Source organism: Streptomyces sp. NPDC060027 (assembly GCF_042737005.1).
Taxonomy (GTDB): domain Bacteria; phylum Actinomycetota; class Actinomycetes; order Streptomycetales; family Streptomycetaceae; genus Streptomyces.
Genome location: NZ_JBHWVI010000118.1, coordinates 1 through 13977, shown reverse-complemented (window position 1 = coordinate 13977; position 13977 = coordinate 1). Strand labels below are relative to the sequence as shown.

The following is a 13977-nucleotide window of genomic DNA, read 5'->3' as shown; positions in this document are numbered from 1 at the left end:
CACACCATTGAAGGCACGCACGACGAAGGCCCCGCCGATGGCGGGGCCTTCAGGTCTGCGGACTCAGCTCTTCGACACTTGCCACTCCGCCGGCTCGTCCAGCGTGTCGGGGCTGTACAGCACCCGTTCCGGCCGTCCCTGTTTCGGCACCTGGAAGGCGATGTTGCCCCGCACGCAGTCGCCGGCCTTCACCTTGGCTTCCATGGGGTACAGCGGTTGCGGCAGCTCGCCTGCATTCATTCCCGCTGCCTCGATCCTGGCACCGTCGGCATAGGCAAGCGACCACACCGTGGGGGTCACTCCGAATCCGTCGGTGCCGGTGTTGCACACCTTCACTTCGAGGGCGGCCCACTTCTGGCCTGAGCTCAGCATCTCGGGTACGCCGGTGATGCCCTTGTCTCTGTAGGCGAGTACGGCGGCAGTGAATTGGGTGTCTGCTGATTCGACCTTGGCCGTGTCCCCGATCTTCAGCGTCTCCTGGCTCGGTGTCGGGCTGGGGCTCGACGACTTGGCAGCCGGGGTGGTCGCCTGGGCGACAGTGGCGGCGGCCTTGTTGTCCCCGTCGTCTCTGGTCTGTACGACGACGATGCCGGTGGTGACGATCGCGGCGATGACGGCGGCGGCTGCTCCGATGATGATCGCGTTGGTGCGGTTCTTCCGCGGCGGCTCAGGCGACGGGATGCTCGACACGGGCGGCGTCGGGTCTTGGCTCATTGGTCCCCCCTGCGGTGGCGCGATGCGACCTGCATCATCTGGCGCTATCGCACCGAGAGGTGACGCTGTGTCCGATTCGTAATCCGATTCCGATCCGTCCACCACCTACCTTCCCCGAACACGCGTGTGGGCCTGCCTCGTTCGGAAGCAGGCCCACACATTCAGGCGGATGGCGATGCGGCGTCGGCCTCCATCACCCGTGTGCAGCCGGGGCATTCGCGGATGGTGCCGTTCGGGTATCCGCGGGCGAGCCAGCCCGTCTTCCCGCAGGCCGCCTCAAGCGGGTCTTCGTACCAGCGCTGGTCGACGGGCCGGCGGGTGCGGTGCGCCGTGCGGCCGTTGACGAAGCGGATGTCGCGGACCGGGAACTGCTCGGCGATCGTCGGGGCGGGCGGGGCGGTCACGGCTTCCTCCCTGCCCGCCGGGCGAGCATCCGTTCTTTGATCTGGGGCAGCGTGGGCTGCTCCCACTTGTGCCAGCCGACCGGCTTCCTCCATCGCTGGAAGTGGGGCCGCTGGTCGATGCCGCACCAGCGGCAGCCCATCGGGTTGATCACTAGTCCTCGTTCCAGTACATGCGGTCGTAGCGGGCGGCTTCGGCGGGGGTCTCGTCCCACCAGCAGGGAGGCGGGCCCGGCTCGACCAGCTCGGGCTGCGGTGTCGGCTCGACCGGGGCGGTCACGCGGACTCCTCGGGCACGTCTTCGGCCCTGACGGTCTCGAAATGCCACCACCGGCCGCCCTCCCACTGCATGACCTTGGCCTCGGCGTGGGGCCGCTCACCCTTCTTGGCGAGGCGGAGTTCGGCGATCAGGTGGTCGTAGGCGCGCTTCTCGCTGGCGTGTTCGGACTCGACACGGGCGACCGGCCCGGTAAGGATCACGCGCCACGGCTTGCGGGGTTTGGTGGGCATTGGAACTCCTAGGCGGCGAGGGCGAGGCGGGCGGCGACAACCTTGTAGGCCGGCTTCCTCGGCTTGTACGAGAGGGCGATGACCGCGACCTGCTGGGGGCTGTAGCGCAGGCAGTCCCGCATGCGGCGGCCGGCGTGGACTCGGCCAGCAGTGCCGGCGACAGCGAGCTTGGCGGCGAGCTTGCGGAGGGTTCCGACCATGCTGGCGGCGTCGCGGTGGCTGAGGCCCTGGGCCATGGCGTGGGAGGCGAGGGTGCCGGTGCCGCGGCGGGCGATTCGCGAGGCGGCGCGGGTGGCGGTGGCGCGGGCCTTCAGGGTGGCGCGGCGGGTGCGGTTCGAGCGGATCATCGGGTCCCCCTTGGTGCTTCACCTCCCGTGATCGCAACTGGCTAGCGATCATGTGTTGCGGTGGTGATGACTCAGAGAGTACTCCTGAGGCGTAGGCACCGCAAGTAGGTTGCGATACATTGGCTTCATGAATCCGACCCCGCCCACCGAGCCACCCTCCCTGGAGGACATCGCCGCAGCTGGCACCCGCCGGCAGCGCGACGCCGACCGCCTCAAGAAGTCCGGCGACGAGCTGAAGGAACTCGTCCTCGCCGCCCTGCGCGAAGGCCACCTGAAGCCGACCGAGGTCGCCAAAGCCTCCGGTTGGACCGGGGCGCACGTGCGGAAGATGGCGCGCGAGGCAGGCATCGAATCTGACGAGCGCTACCGCGAGCGGGCCGAGCGACTGAAGAAGGCACAGGCCGAGGAGCCTGAAGCGTGACTCCTGACCAGGCGGCGATGGTCGACTTCCTGCGCGGCCGCTACGCCGAGAAGCTCGCCAGCGCCCAGTCGATGGACAAGGCATTCCGTCTGGGCGTCGGCGCCGATCTGGGGTTGAAGCCGAGCGACGCAGCAGGGGCGGCCCGCAGCGGCATCCATGCCGCTGAGTCCCGCACCCGTTTCCTCGACGAGACCGTGATCCCGTACCTGGGGACGGCCGGGCCGACGGGCAGGATCGCCGACATCCAACTGCGGATCCTCGCCGACGAGCACCAGGGCGCCCGCGGGTACGACGAGGCGTGGCGCCCGTAGCGCTTCCCGGATTCCGCCCCGCCTCCCCCACCGCCGCGGGCAGACTGCCGGTATGGCGATCCGGGTGGGTGTGCAGGCGGACAGCGAGGACGAGTGCGCGGAAGGACTCGCGCAGCTGGTCGACGCCGGGTTCGTGCCGGTGATGCTGCCGCAGCTCCTCACCGACAACCGGTGGCTGGCCCGCGCCGTCCCCGCACCTAAGGCGAAGGCCCCGACCATGGATGATCGGAGCCCGGTGAGCAGCGAGGAGAAGACCGCATGAGCCTGACCCTGGGGCAGTTCGTCCGCGCCCGCCTCGACGAAACCGAGGACACGCGAGCACGGCAGGCGACACGGCTTCTCATCGCCGAGCAGGAACTCGCCGACGCGGAAGCCGAGTACCCGGACTGGATGGGCGGCTACTCCTCGGGCCTCGACTACGCCCTCCAGTTGGCGGCTGCCGAGTGGGCCGACCATCCCGACTACAGCCCCGAGTTCGTACCCGAGTCTCAGTGGGAGCCACCCACCGCATGACGAAGGCCCCGCCCGGACAACTCCGGAGCGGGGCCTTGCTGCGCCTAACGTCAGTACACGCCCGCCGCCTTCAACTCATCCGTCACCGCAGCCGTGTGCTTCGGGCAGTACGCGCGCACCCCGAACACCACCAGCTGATACGCGTCGGACTTCTCGGTACCCCACTCCTGCCCGACCGGATACAGGTCCCCTGCGCCGAGCGTCCATTCCACGCTGTGCCCCTCATTGAGGGCCTTGCACCACTGCGGAGGGAACACCTCCAACTCCTGGAACGGGGGGATGCCGATCTCATAGGACTCCAACTCCGCATCGCCGACGGCGTTCATGAACTCCACTACCGGGGTCGCGGAAGGCGTGACGCTCGCAGACGGCTTCGCAACTGGCTTGCCGTCTGTGCTGCTCCCGCATCCTGTCGCAAGCAGCAGGACCGCGGTGAGCAGGGTGGTGGCGGCGCGGTTCATGGTCCCCCCAGGGTTGTACGGAATCGGCAGGCTAGCGGCGGACGGTGCCGCTGGGCAGCGGGATGGCGGATGTTGCGCTGAAACGAGAACGCCCCCGATCCGACGGCCGGGAGCGTCACGGGTGCTGCTACCGGTACTGGCCAGCGTTGTCGATGAGTTCTTGGCCGAAGCGGCGGTCGGCTGCGCCGAAGATGTCGGCGCTGGAGTAGCCGGCGGCATGCGCGGCGCTGACGGCCTTGTCGAGGCCGGCCGGTTGGCGTTGACCCGTCCGGTCGGCCCGGTATCCGTCGACGACGATGCCGACGGCTGCCTCAAGGATGTTGTTCATCTCGTGCTCCTATGGGTGTTGGGGTTAGAGGCCGCGGGTCTGGGCGATCTGCGCTGCCCGGTCGAAGCAGAGCAGGACGGGCAGTGCGCTGGTCTGTGCGGCATTCCAGGACGGGATCGTTTCGGCGCTGGGGAATTCCCGTTGGATGACGTCGAGAAGGAAGGCGCAGGCGTCGTCGGCGGCCCCGCGTGTTGATGCTTCGAGCCGGATGGCGCGGATGGGGCAGATGGCGCCCTGCTCGTCGAAGATCGCGTCGCGGCACCATCCGTCGCTCTCGATCCGCAGTCGGGCCTGGTGGAGCAGCCCGGCAATCGGGGTGCTGCACGGGTTCGGTGCCAGGGTCGGTGTGAGCGGCAGCGGTGCGGTGACTTCGGGGATCGGGTCGGCGGACGGGATGTGGGCGGTGTCGACCTCGAACGAGAGGTTGGCGAGGGCGAGGCGAGCGTCCATGACCAGGCCCACCTCGACCAGCCGCGCGTCCAGGTCGAGTTCGACCGGGGCGGCGGCTGTCGCGGTCGTGGTGGGCGCGCGCATCAGGCGGCGACCGTGGCCGGCTCGCCGCTGCCCTTGCATTCGGGGCAGACGACGAGGAGTTGCTCATTCCCGAACGCGGCGTGGATCTTTCCGTGGCCGGAGCACTTCCAGCACCTGCCTGCCGCGATGGCCTTGCCTACAGGCATGAACTTGTTCTGCTTGATCCACTGGTCGTCGGTCATCCCGGAGTCGGTGACGACCTTCGACGGCATCGCTTCGGGCTGCGGGTCGGCGGCCTGCTTGGCGGCTTCGTTGGCCTGCGCGTACCAGGCGCCGCCGACGCTGTTCCCGCCGTGCTTCTGCCGCTCGTGGGTGCGCAGCCCCGCGGTGGCCGCTTTGGCGTCGCGGTAGCGGGGCTTCTCCTTCTTGCCGCACGGGCAGGCCCAGCCGAGCAGGCCGGTGCTCTTGTCGGCACCGAATCGGCTGGCCTTGTAGACGGCCCACTTGGAGACGCGCTGCTTGGTCGGCTTGGCGGGGCAGCGCTTGGCGCCGGTGAACGCGCCGGTCTTCTTGTCCTTGGTGTAGATCTGCCCGTTGCCCTTGCAGGTGGGGCAGCCTTCGTGGGTGAGCTTGAGGATGGCGGCGTTCTTGCGGGAGAGGACGGTGTCGTCGTGCTGGTCGAGCTTGGACACGGCGAAGAGGACCATGCGGGCCCCGATCTGGGCGTGGAGCGGACCGCTGCGGGGGACCTTGACGCGGCTCGCCGGGTGCTTGCGGGCGGCGGGCTTGCGGCCCTTCGCGGCCGTGGTCCGGCGGGCCGGCTTGCGCTTCGGGGGCATGATCAGGGCTCCTCTTCAAGAACGTCGCATATGTGGATCAATGGGGTGGCGGTGACCCGGCGGAGGCTCGGCGCGGACCCGGCAGACACCCGGCGACCTGCGCCGATGAGCTGAGGGCCCGCCGGGTGTCCGCCGGGGTTACGCCGCCTGCGTGCCGGGGTGTTGCCGGGTCTGCGCCGGGTCCAGAAGGCCAGCCGCGGCGCGCTCGACCTCGCTGCGCTTCCATCCGCGCAGGTGCTTCCCTTCCGGGCAGTCGGTGCGGTCGGCCGTTGCGCCGGGGGCGTGCTTGCGTAGCCGGTTGGCGAGCGCCGTCGCGTCGATGCCGTCAACGCCTGACTCGGCGAGCGCGGGCAGGAGCACCTCGCTGGTGGGGAGGAACTCTCGGCTCTTGGCGTGGAAGGCGCGGAGCAGTGCGGCGATGAGCGGTGCGTCGGTGTGGGCGACGGCGTCGAGGCGTTCAGCGAGGTTGCCGCGCTGGCTGGCCGTGGTGAGGGTGGCGCCGGCCTTGAGGACGGTGTCGCTGTCCATCCGGTTGGCACCGGCCTTGAGGCGGTCGGGGGTGGCGGCGACGATCTGGTCGCGGGTGTAGCTGTTGAACTGGTAGCGGATGGCCCGGTTGAACAGCCCGCCCATGATCATGGCTTGGCCTGCATCGTTGGCGACGGGGCCGACGGCCGGCTTCATGCGGTCGGGGCGCCAGCCCTGGGCGCCAGCACCGGGCCCGAAGGCGATCTTGATGTCTTCGAAGCGGCAGGCCATGAGGATCCGGTAGGCCACGATCATGGCGATGGCATCGCCGAGAGCGTCGGCGGTGGCTTCCTGGCCGGCCATCAACAGGTAGATGCCGTACTGGCGTCCGGTGCGCAGGATCTTGATGGCGAGTTCCTTGCCGCGGGGGCTGAGCTGGATGAACTCGTCGATGTTGATGTACAGGTTGGGGTGCTTCTCGGTGGCGTGCCACCGGTCCCCCATGTTCAGCGTGGGCAGGAGCTGGCCGCGCGCGGTCACGTAGGACAGTGCCTCTTCGAGCGCCTCCTCGCACTCCTCGGGGGTGCGGGCTCGACGTTCCATGAGGTCGCCGAACTCGGCGAGGCCGCCCTTGATCGGGTCGAGGTCCCAGACGACGGCGTCCCGGCAGGCAGTGAGCGCCTCGTTGATCGTGCGCAGCGCTCCTAGGGTCTTGCCCGCACCCATAGCGCCGATGATGAGGGCGCAGAAGCCGTCGAGGGTGAGCTCGAAGACGCTGCCGTCCATGGCTCGGCCCATCGCGACGGTGTCGTGGACGGACAGGGACCGCGGAGCGTGGACGGCGGGGCGGGGCATGTCGGCGAACGGGTTGGACTGGACGAGGCGGACGATGATCCGGGACTTGTCCCGCGGGTCGGGCTCGATCATGAACCCGCCGTCGGGCAGCCCCATCTGCGACTCCAGTTGGTCGGCCTTCGCCTGGACGCCGCCCGGGGTGGAGCCCTTGAGGACGACCTCCAGCTCCCAGCCCCAGGCGTGCCGGTTCAGGGTCTGGATGTCCCGGTAGTCAGCGCCTTCCGCGTACAGGGCGCGGCCGAGGCAGTCCGCGGCCTGGCCACCGGACTGCACCCAGGCGAGCGGGTATGGCTCTTCGCCCTCGGGGTGGTCCTGTTCGGCGATCGCCTGCATCGGCGCGATCCCCGGCGAGTTGATCCGATACCGGCCGTAGAGGGTGACCACGGCGGCAGCGATTGCAGCGGTCAGCGTGGGTGGGATCTTCCACGACCAGTCCGTGGCCGTCATGCCGCCGAACTTCACGAGCGCCCACCAGCCGGCCAGGTTCAGCCCGGCTACCGCCCCGGCCGTCCAGCCGAGGAGCCGCCACCGCTTCCGTCGGACGATGTCGACCTTGTTCCAGTCGGAAGTCTTCTGCATGCCGCCCTGGACCTCTTGGAGGTCGTGGGCGCGAACGTAGCGCCAGCCGAGGAAGCCGACGGCGCGGGCGCCGGTGAAGAGCCAGCGGGCCGACAGACCGCACGCCCGGCCGGTCACCGACGCGACGACCATGCTCGCCGACCCGACCTTGTGGACCGCGGGCACGCGCGGCTCGTAGGTGGCGACGATGCCGGGTGCGATGTCCTCGTCGGACAGGTCGTCGGGCACGACGAGGCTGCCGGGGATCACCTTCGACGTGTCCCAGTCTGCGGGGAACTCGGGCTGCATCTCGGTCGTCATCACTTGTCCTTCTGGCGGGCGTTCTTGGCGCGGAGCAGGTCGCCGTGTGCACGTCCGGCAGCACGGCTATAGCGAGGCGTGTCACCCTTCGCCCGGCGGGGCGGAATCGGCTTGTAGCCAGACCGGGGTGTTTGGATCGCACGCTGCGCGTTCGTGGTCTTGCTGAGGGTGCTCACGGGGGCTCCGGAGAGGGCTGCCGCGACGCGCTTCTCGGCGGCTCGACGGGAGCTGATGGACTCGATGGACTCGCCCGGATCGGTGCCCTTGATGTTGCGGTAGGCGCGCGGCCACACGGCCGGGTCGTCGGGCTCCTTGCCGAGCGCGGCGCCGATCTTCACGGCCTCGTCCCACACGTCCTTGAACACGGTCTGTCGGGTCTCGCGCAGCTCCTTCCGAGCCGCCTCGGCAGCCTCGTCCGCGGCCTGCTTCTCGGCGGCGACCCGCTTCTCTTCGGCGGCCTTCCGAGCGGATTCGGCGCGCTCGTTCTTCCGCTGCGCCTTCCGCTCGCGGCGGGTGAGTGCGCCGTCGCGCTTGCGGATGCGGCCGTGCTCGTGAAGGTCCCAGACGCCAGGGCCGGCGACCGACGCGAACGCCGTACCGATCGCGGTGGCGGGGTCGAACGCGTTGAGGCCGTGCCACAGGTTGATCGCGGCGGCGATGAATGCGAGGAGCCAGGCGATCAGCCGGTAGTGCCACGACGGACGCCCGTTCGCTACAGCTGACGCGGCACCCTTCTGCACAACCCAGGCACCGCCTTCAAGCATCAGCGGGGCGGCCATCAGCCACAGGGCGTCGCGGTCGTAGAAGGCGTTGAGCTGCACAGGCAGGGCGACAACAGCGCACACGCGGTAGAAGTTCAGGGCGTAGCTACGCCATTTGTCGTCTGCGGCGGCGATCTCCTCGGCCGCCGCCGCCTCAACCACCTTGTCGGCCTCCTCCTGCTCGGCCGCCTTGGCTGTGGCGCGTTCGGACTCTTCCTGCTTGCGCTTCGACTCGGCGATTCGGGCGTCGCGTGCGGCCTGCTCCTCCTGAGCGCGGGCCTCCGCCTTGTCATTGAGGATCTTCTGCTTGCGGGCTTCCTCGACAGCCCTGACTCGGATGGCTTCCGCTTCGGCTTCGGCCTTGATGCGACGCTCTTCACTCTCGGCCCAGGCTCGGGCGCGGATGGCTTCGGCTTCGGCCTGGGCGATCGCGTCCGCCTTCGCAGCCGGCTCGGGGTTGCGCTGCTCCTCGATGGGCTCGGGTTCGGGGGTGACGGGCCGCCAGTCCCCGATGACGGGCATGGGCGGCCTGGTGTGGCCGTTGACCTGGGGCGGGCTGGCGGTCATGGCGTGCGGTCCTTTCAGTTCAGCCGCGGCGTGCGGCGCGGTGGGCGTGGAGGGTGTCGACGAGGCCGTCGAGGACGTAGATCGCGAGGACCGCGACCGTGACAGCGGTGATCAGCGGCCACGGGGTCGGCGCGTCCAGCGATACGGCGACACGGCCGGCGCTGATTCCGGCAACTAGGGCGGCCAGCGCCGTGCCGAGTTGAGTCAGGATCCGCATGTCAGGCCCTCCCCCGTCGGGTCGTGCGCCGCCAGCCGAAACCACCGGGCAGGTTCATCGACGTGGTGTCCCGGCCGGTCGAACTGCGGGTGAATCGCGGGCCGTTGCGGGCGCCGACCGTCACCGACCAGGAGCGCCGGTTGATGTTGAGGCGGACGCCGGGCAGGATCCGGAAGCTCTTGCGGAACGTGATCGGCATCAGACACTCCGGTCCAGCGGTAGCGGCCAGGGAGTGAACGCGACCTCGCCGAGCACCAAGTCCGGGAAGTCCGGCCCGGCTACCGGGCGAGAGCGCAGCGCGTAGGGGTGCAGCAGCCGCCACACCTGCGGTTCGTAGTCGAAGGCGACCTCGTAGCCGGGCGCCGTCGGCCAATCCAGTTCGGAGGCGACCCGGACCGCGTCGACGGGGTCGTCGGCGCGAACGAGCTGGGTGTAGACGCCGCTCGGGCGGGTCGGCCACGTCACCGACCAGCGAGGCTTACGGATCCGCATCAGCCCTTCTCCGTCCGCAGAACGGTGCCGTCATGGTCGGTGTGGACCGTGAAGTCGTACTCGGCGCAGACGATGTCGTAGCGGCTGCTGCTGTCCCGGCTGTCCCATGCGGTCATGGGCTGGCCGCAGTGTTCCGGCAGGTCGTACAGGTCGATCTGGTCTCCCTTGCGGGGCATGTGGGTTCCTCTCTAGGCGGGCGCGCCGGTGCGCGCCTTGTGGAATTCGCGGATGAACTCGTCGGTGAGGCCGGATCCGATGGCCGCGCCGACCGGGCCGATCCCGGTCACTGACGCGGCCCACAACTCCAGCCACGCAGCCCGGGTGGCCAGGTAGTTCAGGAGTGGGCGGGCGGCACGCAGCGGGAACACGATGGCCCCGAGTCCGACCATCACCAGCAGGGCAAGGAGCCGCACCGTCCACCGGCCCACGAACCGGGCCGCACGCGTCGGCCGGCCCGGCTTCGCGGTGATCAGGTAGGCGTACACGGCAGGCTCCTTCCGGGATGGGGGGTCAGTTGTCGTACTGGACGGTGACGTCGTTCGCGTCGACCTGACCGCCGGTCGTCTTCCGGGCGTCGGCCGCGGCGGCGATCTGGGCGCGCTGCTTGCTCGGGTTGGCGGTCTCGATCCGGCCGGACACGTTCTCGGTGTTGCCGGTGGACGGGTCGGTGACGGGGGCGGTGTAGCGGAAACGCGGCACGGGGGTTCCTCTCGGGTCGGGATGTCGGACGGCAGCCGATCGGCTACCACCAGCCGGACTTCGTCTTGCGTCTGTCGGGACAGCCGTTGTTGGCGTGGTCCTCGCAGGGGCCGCAAGGCTCCTTCGGGCCGAGTGCGCGATGAATGCGCGGGTTGTAGGCGTGCTCCTCGCACTGCGGGCAGCGGTCTTTGCTCATCAGTCCCCGTCCTCGACGCAGTGGCCGAGGATGCGCATCGCGGTCTCTTGCCGGCGGTCACCGGAGTGGGCGGTCAGGTCGTAGGCGGCGTGGTGACTGCCCGCGTTGAGCTGAGCGGCAGCCTCAACGACCTCGGCCTCGGTGGGCCGGTAGCCGGCCGGCTCGGAGGTGCGACGGAACCTCATCGGCGGTGACCTTTCTCGTGGGCTCGGCGGGTGGCGTTGCAGGGCGGGCACTTGCGGACGGGTCCGTTGCCGACGACCGGCAGCGGGATGACCTGTCCGCAGATCGCCCGGGTCTGGCCGCGGACGAGGACCGGGTCGCAGGTCGGGCAGTGGAAGTGGGCGTCAAGGACGGCGGCCATCAGGCGGCGTCGCCGAGGCTGGCGCCGAGCAGCTCGTCCATCAGGGACGCGCCCGAGGCGGTCCGGTCATAGGCGGCTGCCTCGCCGCGGATGGCCTCGCGCTCCTGTCGGCTGCGGGCGTTCAGGTAGCGGGAGATGAGACCGGTCCGGTACGCGGCGTCCGAGGACGGGGCGGAGGAGATGAGGCGCAGAGACATGGGGGTGCCGTGCCTTTCACATGGATCAACGGAATAGGAAGGGGTGGATCCGGGGTGGAAGACCGCGGGCGCGGGACGGGGGGATTGTCGGACCGCGCCCGCGGCCGATCGTGGGCTGGCTAGTGCCAGCTGCGGCAGCGGTCCCGCCACGTCAGGTGGATCGGGCAGGTCGTCCGCTGCTCCGCGGACACCTGGTCGCGGGTCTCGCGGCGGAGAACACGGTCCAGGTCGTCGGAGAACTCGGCCGGCATACGCGGCTCAGTCACCGTCGCCATCACGCACCCGCCGTCACGCGCTGCGGGTGGGGGCCGCGCGGCCTGGTCGGCAGCGGGTCCTTCGTCTTCTCGTGCTCGGCCACCTTCGGCCGGACATAGGAGGCGAGGTCGTGGGCTCGGCGGTCGGCGTCGGACATGGCGGACGCCGGGTGATCAGCGCGCACGGGCGCCGGTACGATCTGGGTAGCCACAGGGTCTCCTCGTTAGAGCCTGGTGGTTAGGCCCTAGCCAGGGAGTGGAGTCCCTGAGCTGGGGCCGTCTTCGTTTGTGGGTGCCGGTGGAGCGGCACAGTTGTCCCCTTCGAACCGGTGGAGCGGTCCGAGTGGCACTCCACTAACGTAGCGCCTCCTCTGGACCGTGGCAATCCACTGTGGGACTCTTTCTCCATGCCAGCCGGAATCCACCTCAAGAGAGCCCGCACGTACCGCCCCGACCCCGAGGTGTACGAGCGCGCCAAGACGGCTGTCGACGAGGTCGGCTCCACGATGAACGACCACATCAACGGATTCCTGCGCTGGCTCACGCACGAGACGGACGAGCTGCCCGAACGACCGCCGGCCGCAAAGCCTGACAAGGCCGAGTGACCGCAGCCGTCGTTCGCATCGAGGGGGATTCTCATGTCGCCGAGTCAACGCGCGCGCGGGCGCTCAGGCCATGAAGTCCCCCTGCAGCAGCATGCAGTGATCATGCAGCAGACGTGCAGGCACCCTGCAGGTTCGCCGCAGCAGCCCCCACGGAAGCGGCCAAGGAGCCGATAGTGGACGTCACCCAGTGGACCGGCCGGCACGCGTGCTGGCTTCAGGACGCCTTCGAAGATACGCAGGAGGAATTCGCTGCGCGCCTCGGAGTTTCCGTCCGGACTGTCGCCGCATGGCATCAGACGCCCGACATGGTCCCGAAGTTGGAAACCCGCCGAATGCTCAACACGGCCTATTACGGGAAGGCAGGTGATGCGGTGCGCAGGCAGTTCATCCATTACACCCGTGCCCACGCCCAGCAGATGCAGGCGCAGGCGTTGCGGGTGGCCATCGCGGTCGTGCGCCGCGACGGCGACGTGCTCCTCGTGTGCAGGCAGGACGGCGACGACATCACCTGGCAGTTCCCGGCCGGGATCGTAAAGCCGGGCGGGTCAGCGCCGAAGGTCGCCGTTCGGGAAACGCTGGACGAGACGGGCGTGCATTGCATGGTCCGCGAGCACTTGGGTGAACGGCTCCATCCCCGGACGCGCGCATTCTGCGACTACTACCTATGCGATTTCGTGCACGGCGAAGCGGTCAACGGGGACGCTTCCGAGAATGCCGACGTGGCGTGGGCCCCGATAGCGGAGCTGTCCCGCTACATCCCCGAAGACCAGATCTACCCGCCGATCCTGGAAGCCCTGGAGGTAGCTGCATGACGACCGAGACGACTGCCGAGCAGAAGACCGAGAAGCCGCCTGTATCCGTGGCGATCATCGTCGACCAGGGCCGCGTCCTCATGGCGCGCCGCCGGGCCGCGGAAGGTGAGATCTCGTGGGTGTTCCCGGGTGGCGCCATCGAGGCTGGCGAGTCGCCTGAGGAGGCGGCTGTCCGGGAGGTGGACGAGGAGACCGGGTTGAAGGTCGAGGCGGTCAAGGCTCTGGGCGACCGGGTGCACCCGAAGTCTGGGGTGCCGATGTTCTACGTCGCGGTCCGGCTGGTCGGCGGTGAGGCCCGGGTCGCGGATGACGAGGAGCTCGACGCGATCACGTGGGCCACCCACTCGGAGCTCCCCGGCCTGGTGCCTTACGGACTGTTCGGTCCGGTGCAGGAGTACCTCGACGACGTGCTGCCGCACTAACCGCGTATCGATCGACGGGGTCCGCCGTTTGATCCCGAAACAGCGAACGGCCCGGTGCGTGAACACCGGGCCGGATCGAACCGGCGAGCGCTAACTCGCCGATCATCAAGCTCGCCTCGTCAAAAGGAGCTCCCGTGAATGCTACTGCCTTAGCACCTGCCGGGCGACGGACAATCACCCCGGCCCGCCTGTTGGGTGCGCCACTCGATGACCTGCTGCTGGAGCTGGACGTCGAGCTGCATCTGTCCTCGATCGCCGACCCGACGTTCGTCGGCGCGCTGGTCCAACGTGAGGACGGCTCCCTGGTCCTGTCCATGCCTCAGGGCCGGCCGCGCCTGGAACGGGACTGCGTCGCGCGGGCGATGCTCGGCCGGGCGGTCGGTGTGCCGCTGGGCCGGCTGCCGGAGATGTACGAGCTGACCGAGGTGTGAGCACACGGCGGCGCCCCCGTAGCCGGGTTGGCTGCGGGGGCGTTCCCCTATTCGGCTACCGGGCTGATCGACGGCAGGCGCGGATGAGTTCGGCGAGGGCTCGAAAGCAGGTTGCGAGTTCACCTCGGTCCGAGGCTTTGATCGTGGCGAGCGCAATCCTGCAGGCGACGACGCAGATGCTGATGACGGTGAGGGCTGCGAGGCTCCAGCCGAGGAGCATCGCGAGTGCGGGCGAGGCATTGACAAGGTCGATCATTCGGGTTCTCCATGGGGTGGTACCCCGTTGCTCCAGGGCTTGATGGGATGCAGAAGGCCCCCCCCGGCCCGTGGGCTGGCGGGGGCCGTGTCGTTTGCTATGGAGCCGGGCGGTTAACATATTCGGCGGTTCGGGTGGTGGCGGGTCAAGCATAGGCGATAACAACACCGCGCAAAGAGAGCG

Annotated in this window: 33 protein-coding genes; 8 read left to right on the top strand and 25 right to left on the bottom strand. The window is 69.2% G+C overall.

From position 1 onward, the window contains the following. Positions 1–63 precede the first annotated feature (63 nt). The 6 genes from ACFWBT_RS26205 to ACFWBT_RS26180 form a co-directional block, all read right to left on the bottom strand. Positions 64–714, bottom strand: a complete 651-nt coding sequence (locus ACFWBT_RS26205) for a DUF4352 domain-containing protein (RefSeq protein ID WP_385704703.1) — start codon at positions 712–714, stop codon at positions 64–66. Positions 715–875: 161 nt separating this feature from the next. Further along, positions 876–1118: a hypothetical protein gene (locus tag ACFWBT_RS26200; RefSeq protein ID WP_385704702.1), complete on the bottom strand. Its 243-nt coding sequence runs from the start codon at positions 1116–1118 to the stop codon at positions 876–878. Then, positions 1115–1270: a hypothetical protein gene (locus ACFWBT_RS26195; RefSeq protein WP_385704699.1), complete on the bottom strand. Its 156-nt coding sequence runs from the start codon at positions 1268–1270 to the stop codon at positions 1115–1117. Before ACFWBT_RS26195 ends, ACFWBT_RS26200 begins: the two co-directional genes overlap by 4 nt. Continuing rightward, positions 1270–1395, bottom strand: a complete 126-nt coding sequence (locus ACFWBT_RS26190; RefSeq protein ID WP_385704696.1) for a hypothetical protein — start codon at positions 1393–1395, stop codon at positions 1270–1272. Before ACFWBT_RS26190 ends, ACFWBT_RS26195 begins: the two co-directional genes overlap by 1 nt. After that, complete coding sequence (locus tag ACFWBT_RS26185; protein ID WP_385704693.1) at positions 1392–1625, bottom strand: hypothetical protein; 234 nt, start codon at positions 1623–1625, stop codon at positions 1392–1394. The genes ACFWBT_RS26190 and ACFWBT_RS26185 overlap by 4 nt, the downstream gene beginning before the upstream one ends. A gap of 8 nt (positions 1626–1633) precedes the next feature. After that, positions 1634–1972, bottom strand: coding sequence for a hypothetical protein (locus ACFWBT_RS26180; RefSeq protein WP_385704690.1), 339 nt, complete (start codon positions 1970–1972; stop codon positions 1634–1636). Positions 1973–2099: 127 nt separating this feature from the next. On the opposite strand from ACFWBT_RS26180, the gene ACFWBT_RS26175 reads away from it, so the two are divergent. Genes ACFWBT_RS26175 through ACFWBT_RS26160 form a run of 4 tightly spaced genes read left to right on the top strand, consistent with a single transcriptional unit; the run spans position 2100 to position 3217 of the window. Then, positions 2100–2393, top strand: coding sequence for a hypothetical protein (locus ACFWBT_RS26175; RefSeq protein WP_385704687.1), 294 nt, complete (start codon positions 2100–2102; stop codon positions 2391–2393). Then, the gene (locus ACFWBT_RS26170) at positions 2390–2704 is read left to right on the top strand and encodes a hypothetical protein (protein WP_385704684.1); all 315 of its coding nucleotides are present in this window, start codon (positions 2390–2392) and stop codon (positions 2702–2704) included. Before ACFWBT_RS26175 ends, ACFWBT_RS26170 begins: the two co-directional genes overlap by 4 nt. Positions 2705–2756: 52 nt before the next feature. Next, positions 2757–2966, top strand: coding sequence for a hypothetical protein (locus ACFWBT_RS26165; RefSeq protein ID WP_385704681.1), 210 nt, complete (start codon positions 2757–2759; stop codon positions 2964–2966). Beyond that, positions 2963–3217, top strand: a complete 255-nt coding sequence (locus ACFWBT_RS26160) for a hypothetical protein (protein ID WP_385704680.1) — start codon at positions 2963–2965, stop codon at positions 3215–3217. The genes ACFWBT_RS26165 and ACFWBT_RS26160 overlap by 4 nt, the downstream gene beginning before the upstream one ends. Positions 3218–3267: 50 nt before the next feature. Here ACFWBT_RS26160 and ACFWBT_RS26155 read toward each other — a convergent pair whose 3' ends face one another. The 18 genes from ACFWBT_RS26155 to ACFWBT_RS26070 all read right to left on the bottom strand — a co-directional run bounded on the left by ACFWBT_RS26155 (position 3268) and on the right by ACFWBT_RS26070 (position 11480). Further along, the gene (locus ACFWBT_RS26155) at positions 3268–3678 is read right to left on the bottom strand and encodes a hypothetical protein (RefSeq protein ID WP_385704679.1); all 411 of its coding nucleotides are present in this window, start codon (positions 3676–3678) and stop codon (positions 3268–3270) included. 127 nt (positions 3679–3805) lie between these two features. After that, positions 3806–4006, bottom strand: a complete 201-nt coding sequence (locus ACFWBT_RS26150; RefSeq protein ID WP_385704676.1) for a hypothetical protein — start codon at positions 4004–4006, stop codon at positions 3806–3808. Positions 4007–4030: 24 nt separating this feature from the next. After that, positions 4031–4540, bottom strand: a complete 510-nt coding sequence (locus ACFWBT_RS26145) for a hypothetical protein (protein ID WP_385704674.1) — start codon at positions 4538–4540, stop codon at positions 4031–4033. Continuing rightward, the gene (locus tag ACFWBT_RS26140) at positions 4540–5319 is read right to left on the bottom strand and encodes a hypothetical protein (RefSeq protein ID WP_385704671.1); all 780 of its coding nucleotides are present in this window, start codon (positions 5317–5319) and stop codon (positions 4540–4542) included. The genes ACFWBT_RS26145 and ACFWBT_RS26140 overlap by 1 nt, the downstream gene beginning before the upstream one ends. 138 nt (positions 5320–5457) lie before the next feature. Then, positions 5458–7521: a hypothetical protein gene (locus ACFWBT_RS26135; protein WP_385704669.1), complete on the bottom strand. Its 2064-nt coding sequence runs from the start codon at positions 7519–7521 to the stop codon at positions 5458–5460. Next, positions 7521–8849 carry a hypothetical protein gene (locus ACFWBT_RS26130; RefSeq protein ID WP_385704667.1) on the bottom strand — a complete coding sequence of 443 codons (1329 nt, stop codon included), beginning with the start codon at positions 8847–8849 and terminating at the stop codon, positions 7521–7523. Before ACFWBT_RS26130 ends, ACFWBT_RS26135 begins: the two co-directional genes overlap by 1 nt. 19 nt (positions 8850–8868) lie before the next feature. Beyond that, entirely contained in the window at positions 8869–9066 is a 198-nt protein-coding gene (locus ACFWBT_RS26125) for a hypothetical protein (RefSeq protein WP_385704665.1), read from the bottom strand. 1 nt (position 9067) lies between these two features. Then, on the bottom strand, positions 9068–9265 hold the full coding sequence (locus ACFWBT_RS26120) for a DUF4236 domain-containing protein (RefSeq protein WP_385704662.1): 198 nt from the start codon (positions 9263–9265) through the stop codon (positions 9068–9070). Next, positions 9265–9558 (bottom strand): hypothetical protein, encoded by a 294-nt coding sequence (locus tag ACFWBT_RS26115; RefSeq protein ID WP_385704659.1) that lies wholly within the window; start codon positions 9556–9558, stop codon positions 9265–9267. Before ACFWBT_RS26115 ends, ACFWBT_RS26120 begins: the two co-directional genes overlap by 1 nt. Continuing rightward, complete coding sequence (locus ACFWBT_RS26110; protein ID WP_385704656.1) at positions 9558–9734, bottom strand: hypothetical protein; 177 nt, start codon at positions 9732–9734, stop codon at positions 9558–9560. Before ACFWBT_RS26110 ends, ACFWBT_RS26115 begins: the two co-directional genes overlap by 1 nt. 12 nt (positions 9735–9746) lie before the next feature. Beyond that, on the bottom strand, positions 9747–10043 hold the full coding sequence (locus tag ACFWBT_RS26105; protein WP_385704654.1) for a hypothetical protein: 297 nt from the start codon (positions 10041–10043) through the stop codon (positions 9747–9749). Between the two features lie 25 nt (positions 10044–10068). Then, a complete protein-coding gene (locus ACFWBT_RS26100) occupies positions 10069–10257 on the bottom strand; it encodes a hypothetical protein (protein ID WP_385704651.1) in 189 nt (62 codons plus the stop codon). A 43-nt stretch (positions 10258–10300) separates the two neighbouring features. After that, on the bottom strand, positions 10301–10453 hold the full coding sequence (locus ACFWBT_RS26095; RefSeq protein ID WP_385704648.1) for a pRL2-8: 153 nt from the start codon (positions 10451–10453) through the stop codon (positions 10301–10303). Beyond that, positions 10453–10638: a hypothetical protein gene (locus tag ACFWBT_RS26090; protein WP_385704645.1), complete on the bottom strand. Its 186-nt coding sequence runs from the start codon at positions 10636–10638 to the stop codon at positions 10453–10455. The genes ACFWBT_RS26095 and ACFWBT_RS26090 overlap by 1 nt, the downstream gene beginning before the upstream one ends. Next, the gene (locus ACFWBT_RS26085) at positions 10635–10817 is read right to left on the bottom strand and encodes a hypothetical protein (RefSeq protein WP_385704643.1); all 183 of its coding nucleotides are present in this window, start codon (positions 10815–10817) and stop codon (positions 10635–10637) included. The genes ACFWBT_RS26090 and ACFWBT_RS26085 overlap by 4 nt, the downstream gene beginning before the upstream one ends. Next, complete coding sequence (locus ACFWBT_RS26080; protein WP_385704640.1) at positions 10817–11014, bottom strand: hypothetical protein; 198 nt, start codon at positions 11012–11014, stop codon at positions 10817–10819. The genes ACFWBT_RS26085 and ACFWBT_RS26080 overlap by 1 nt, the downstream gene beginning before the upstream one ends. Positions 11015–11133: 119 nt before the next feature. Continuing rightward, positions 11134–11280 carry a hypothetical protein gene (locus ACFWBT_RS26075; RefSeq protein ID WP_385704638.1) on the bottom strand — a complete coding sequence of 49 codons (147 nt, stop codon included), beginning with the start codon at positions 11278–11280 and terminating at the stop codon, positions 11134–11136. 8 nt (positions 11281–11288) lie between these two features. Then, a complete protein-coding gene (locus ACFWBT_RS26070) occupies positions 11289–11480 on the bottom strand; it encodes a hypothetical protein (RefSeq protein ID WP_385704635.1) in 192 nt (63 codons plus the stop codon). A gap of 195 nt (positions 11481–11675) precedes the next feature. Here ACFWBT_RS26070 and ACFWBT_RS26065 point away from each other — a divergent pair, with 195 nt between their 5' ends. The 4 genes from ACFWBT_RS26065 to ACFWBT_RS26050 all read left to right on the top strand — a co-directional run bounded on the left by ACFWBT_RS26065 (position 11676) and on the right by ACFWBT_RS26050 (position 13538). Further along, the gene (locus ACFWBT_RS26065) at positions 11676–11873 is read left to right on the top strand and encodes a hypothetical protein (protein ID WP_385704632.1); all 198 of its coding nucleotides are present in this window, start codon (positions 11676–11678) and stop codon (positions 11871–11873) included. Positions 11874–12046: 173 nt separating this feature from the next. Then, complete coding sequence (locus tag ACFWBT_RS26060; protein WP_385704629.1) at positions 12047–12685, top strand: NUDIX domain-containing protein; 639 nt, start codon at positions 12047–12049, stop codon at positions 12683–12685. After that, positions 12682–13107 carry an NUDIX hydrolase gene (locus ACFWBT_RS26055; RefSeq protein WP_385704626.1) on the top strand — a complete coding sequence of 142 codons (426 nt, stop codon included), beginning with the start codon at positions 12682–12684 and terminating at the stop codon, positions 13105–13107. Before ACFWBT_RS26060 ends, ACFWBT_RS26055 begins: the two co-directional genes overlap by 4 nt. Before the next feature lie 191 nt (positions 13108–13298). Then, positions 13299–13538, top strand: a complete 240-nt coding sequence (locus tag ACFWBT_RS26050) for a hypothetical protein (protein ID WP_385704623.1) — start codon at positions 13299–13301, stop codon at positions 13536–13538. A 55-nt stretch (positions 13539–13593) separates the two neighbouring features. Here ACFWBT_RS26050 and ACFWBT_RS26045 read toward each other — a convergent pair whose 3' ends face one another. Next, positions 13594–13794: a hypothetical protein gene (locus tag ACFWBT_RS26045; protein WP_385704621.1), complete on the bottom strand. Its 201-nt coding sequence runs from the start codon at positions 13792–13794 to the stop codon at positions 13594–13596. Positions 13795–13977 lie beyond the last annotated feature (183 nt).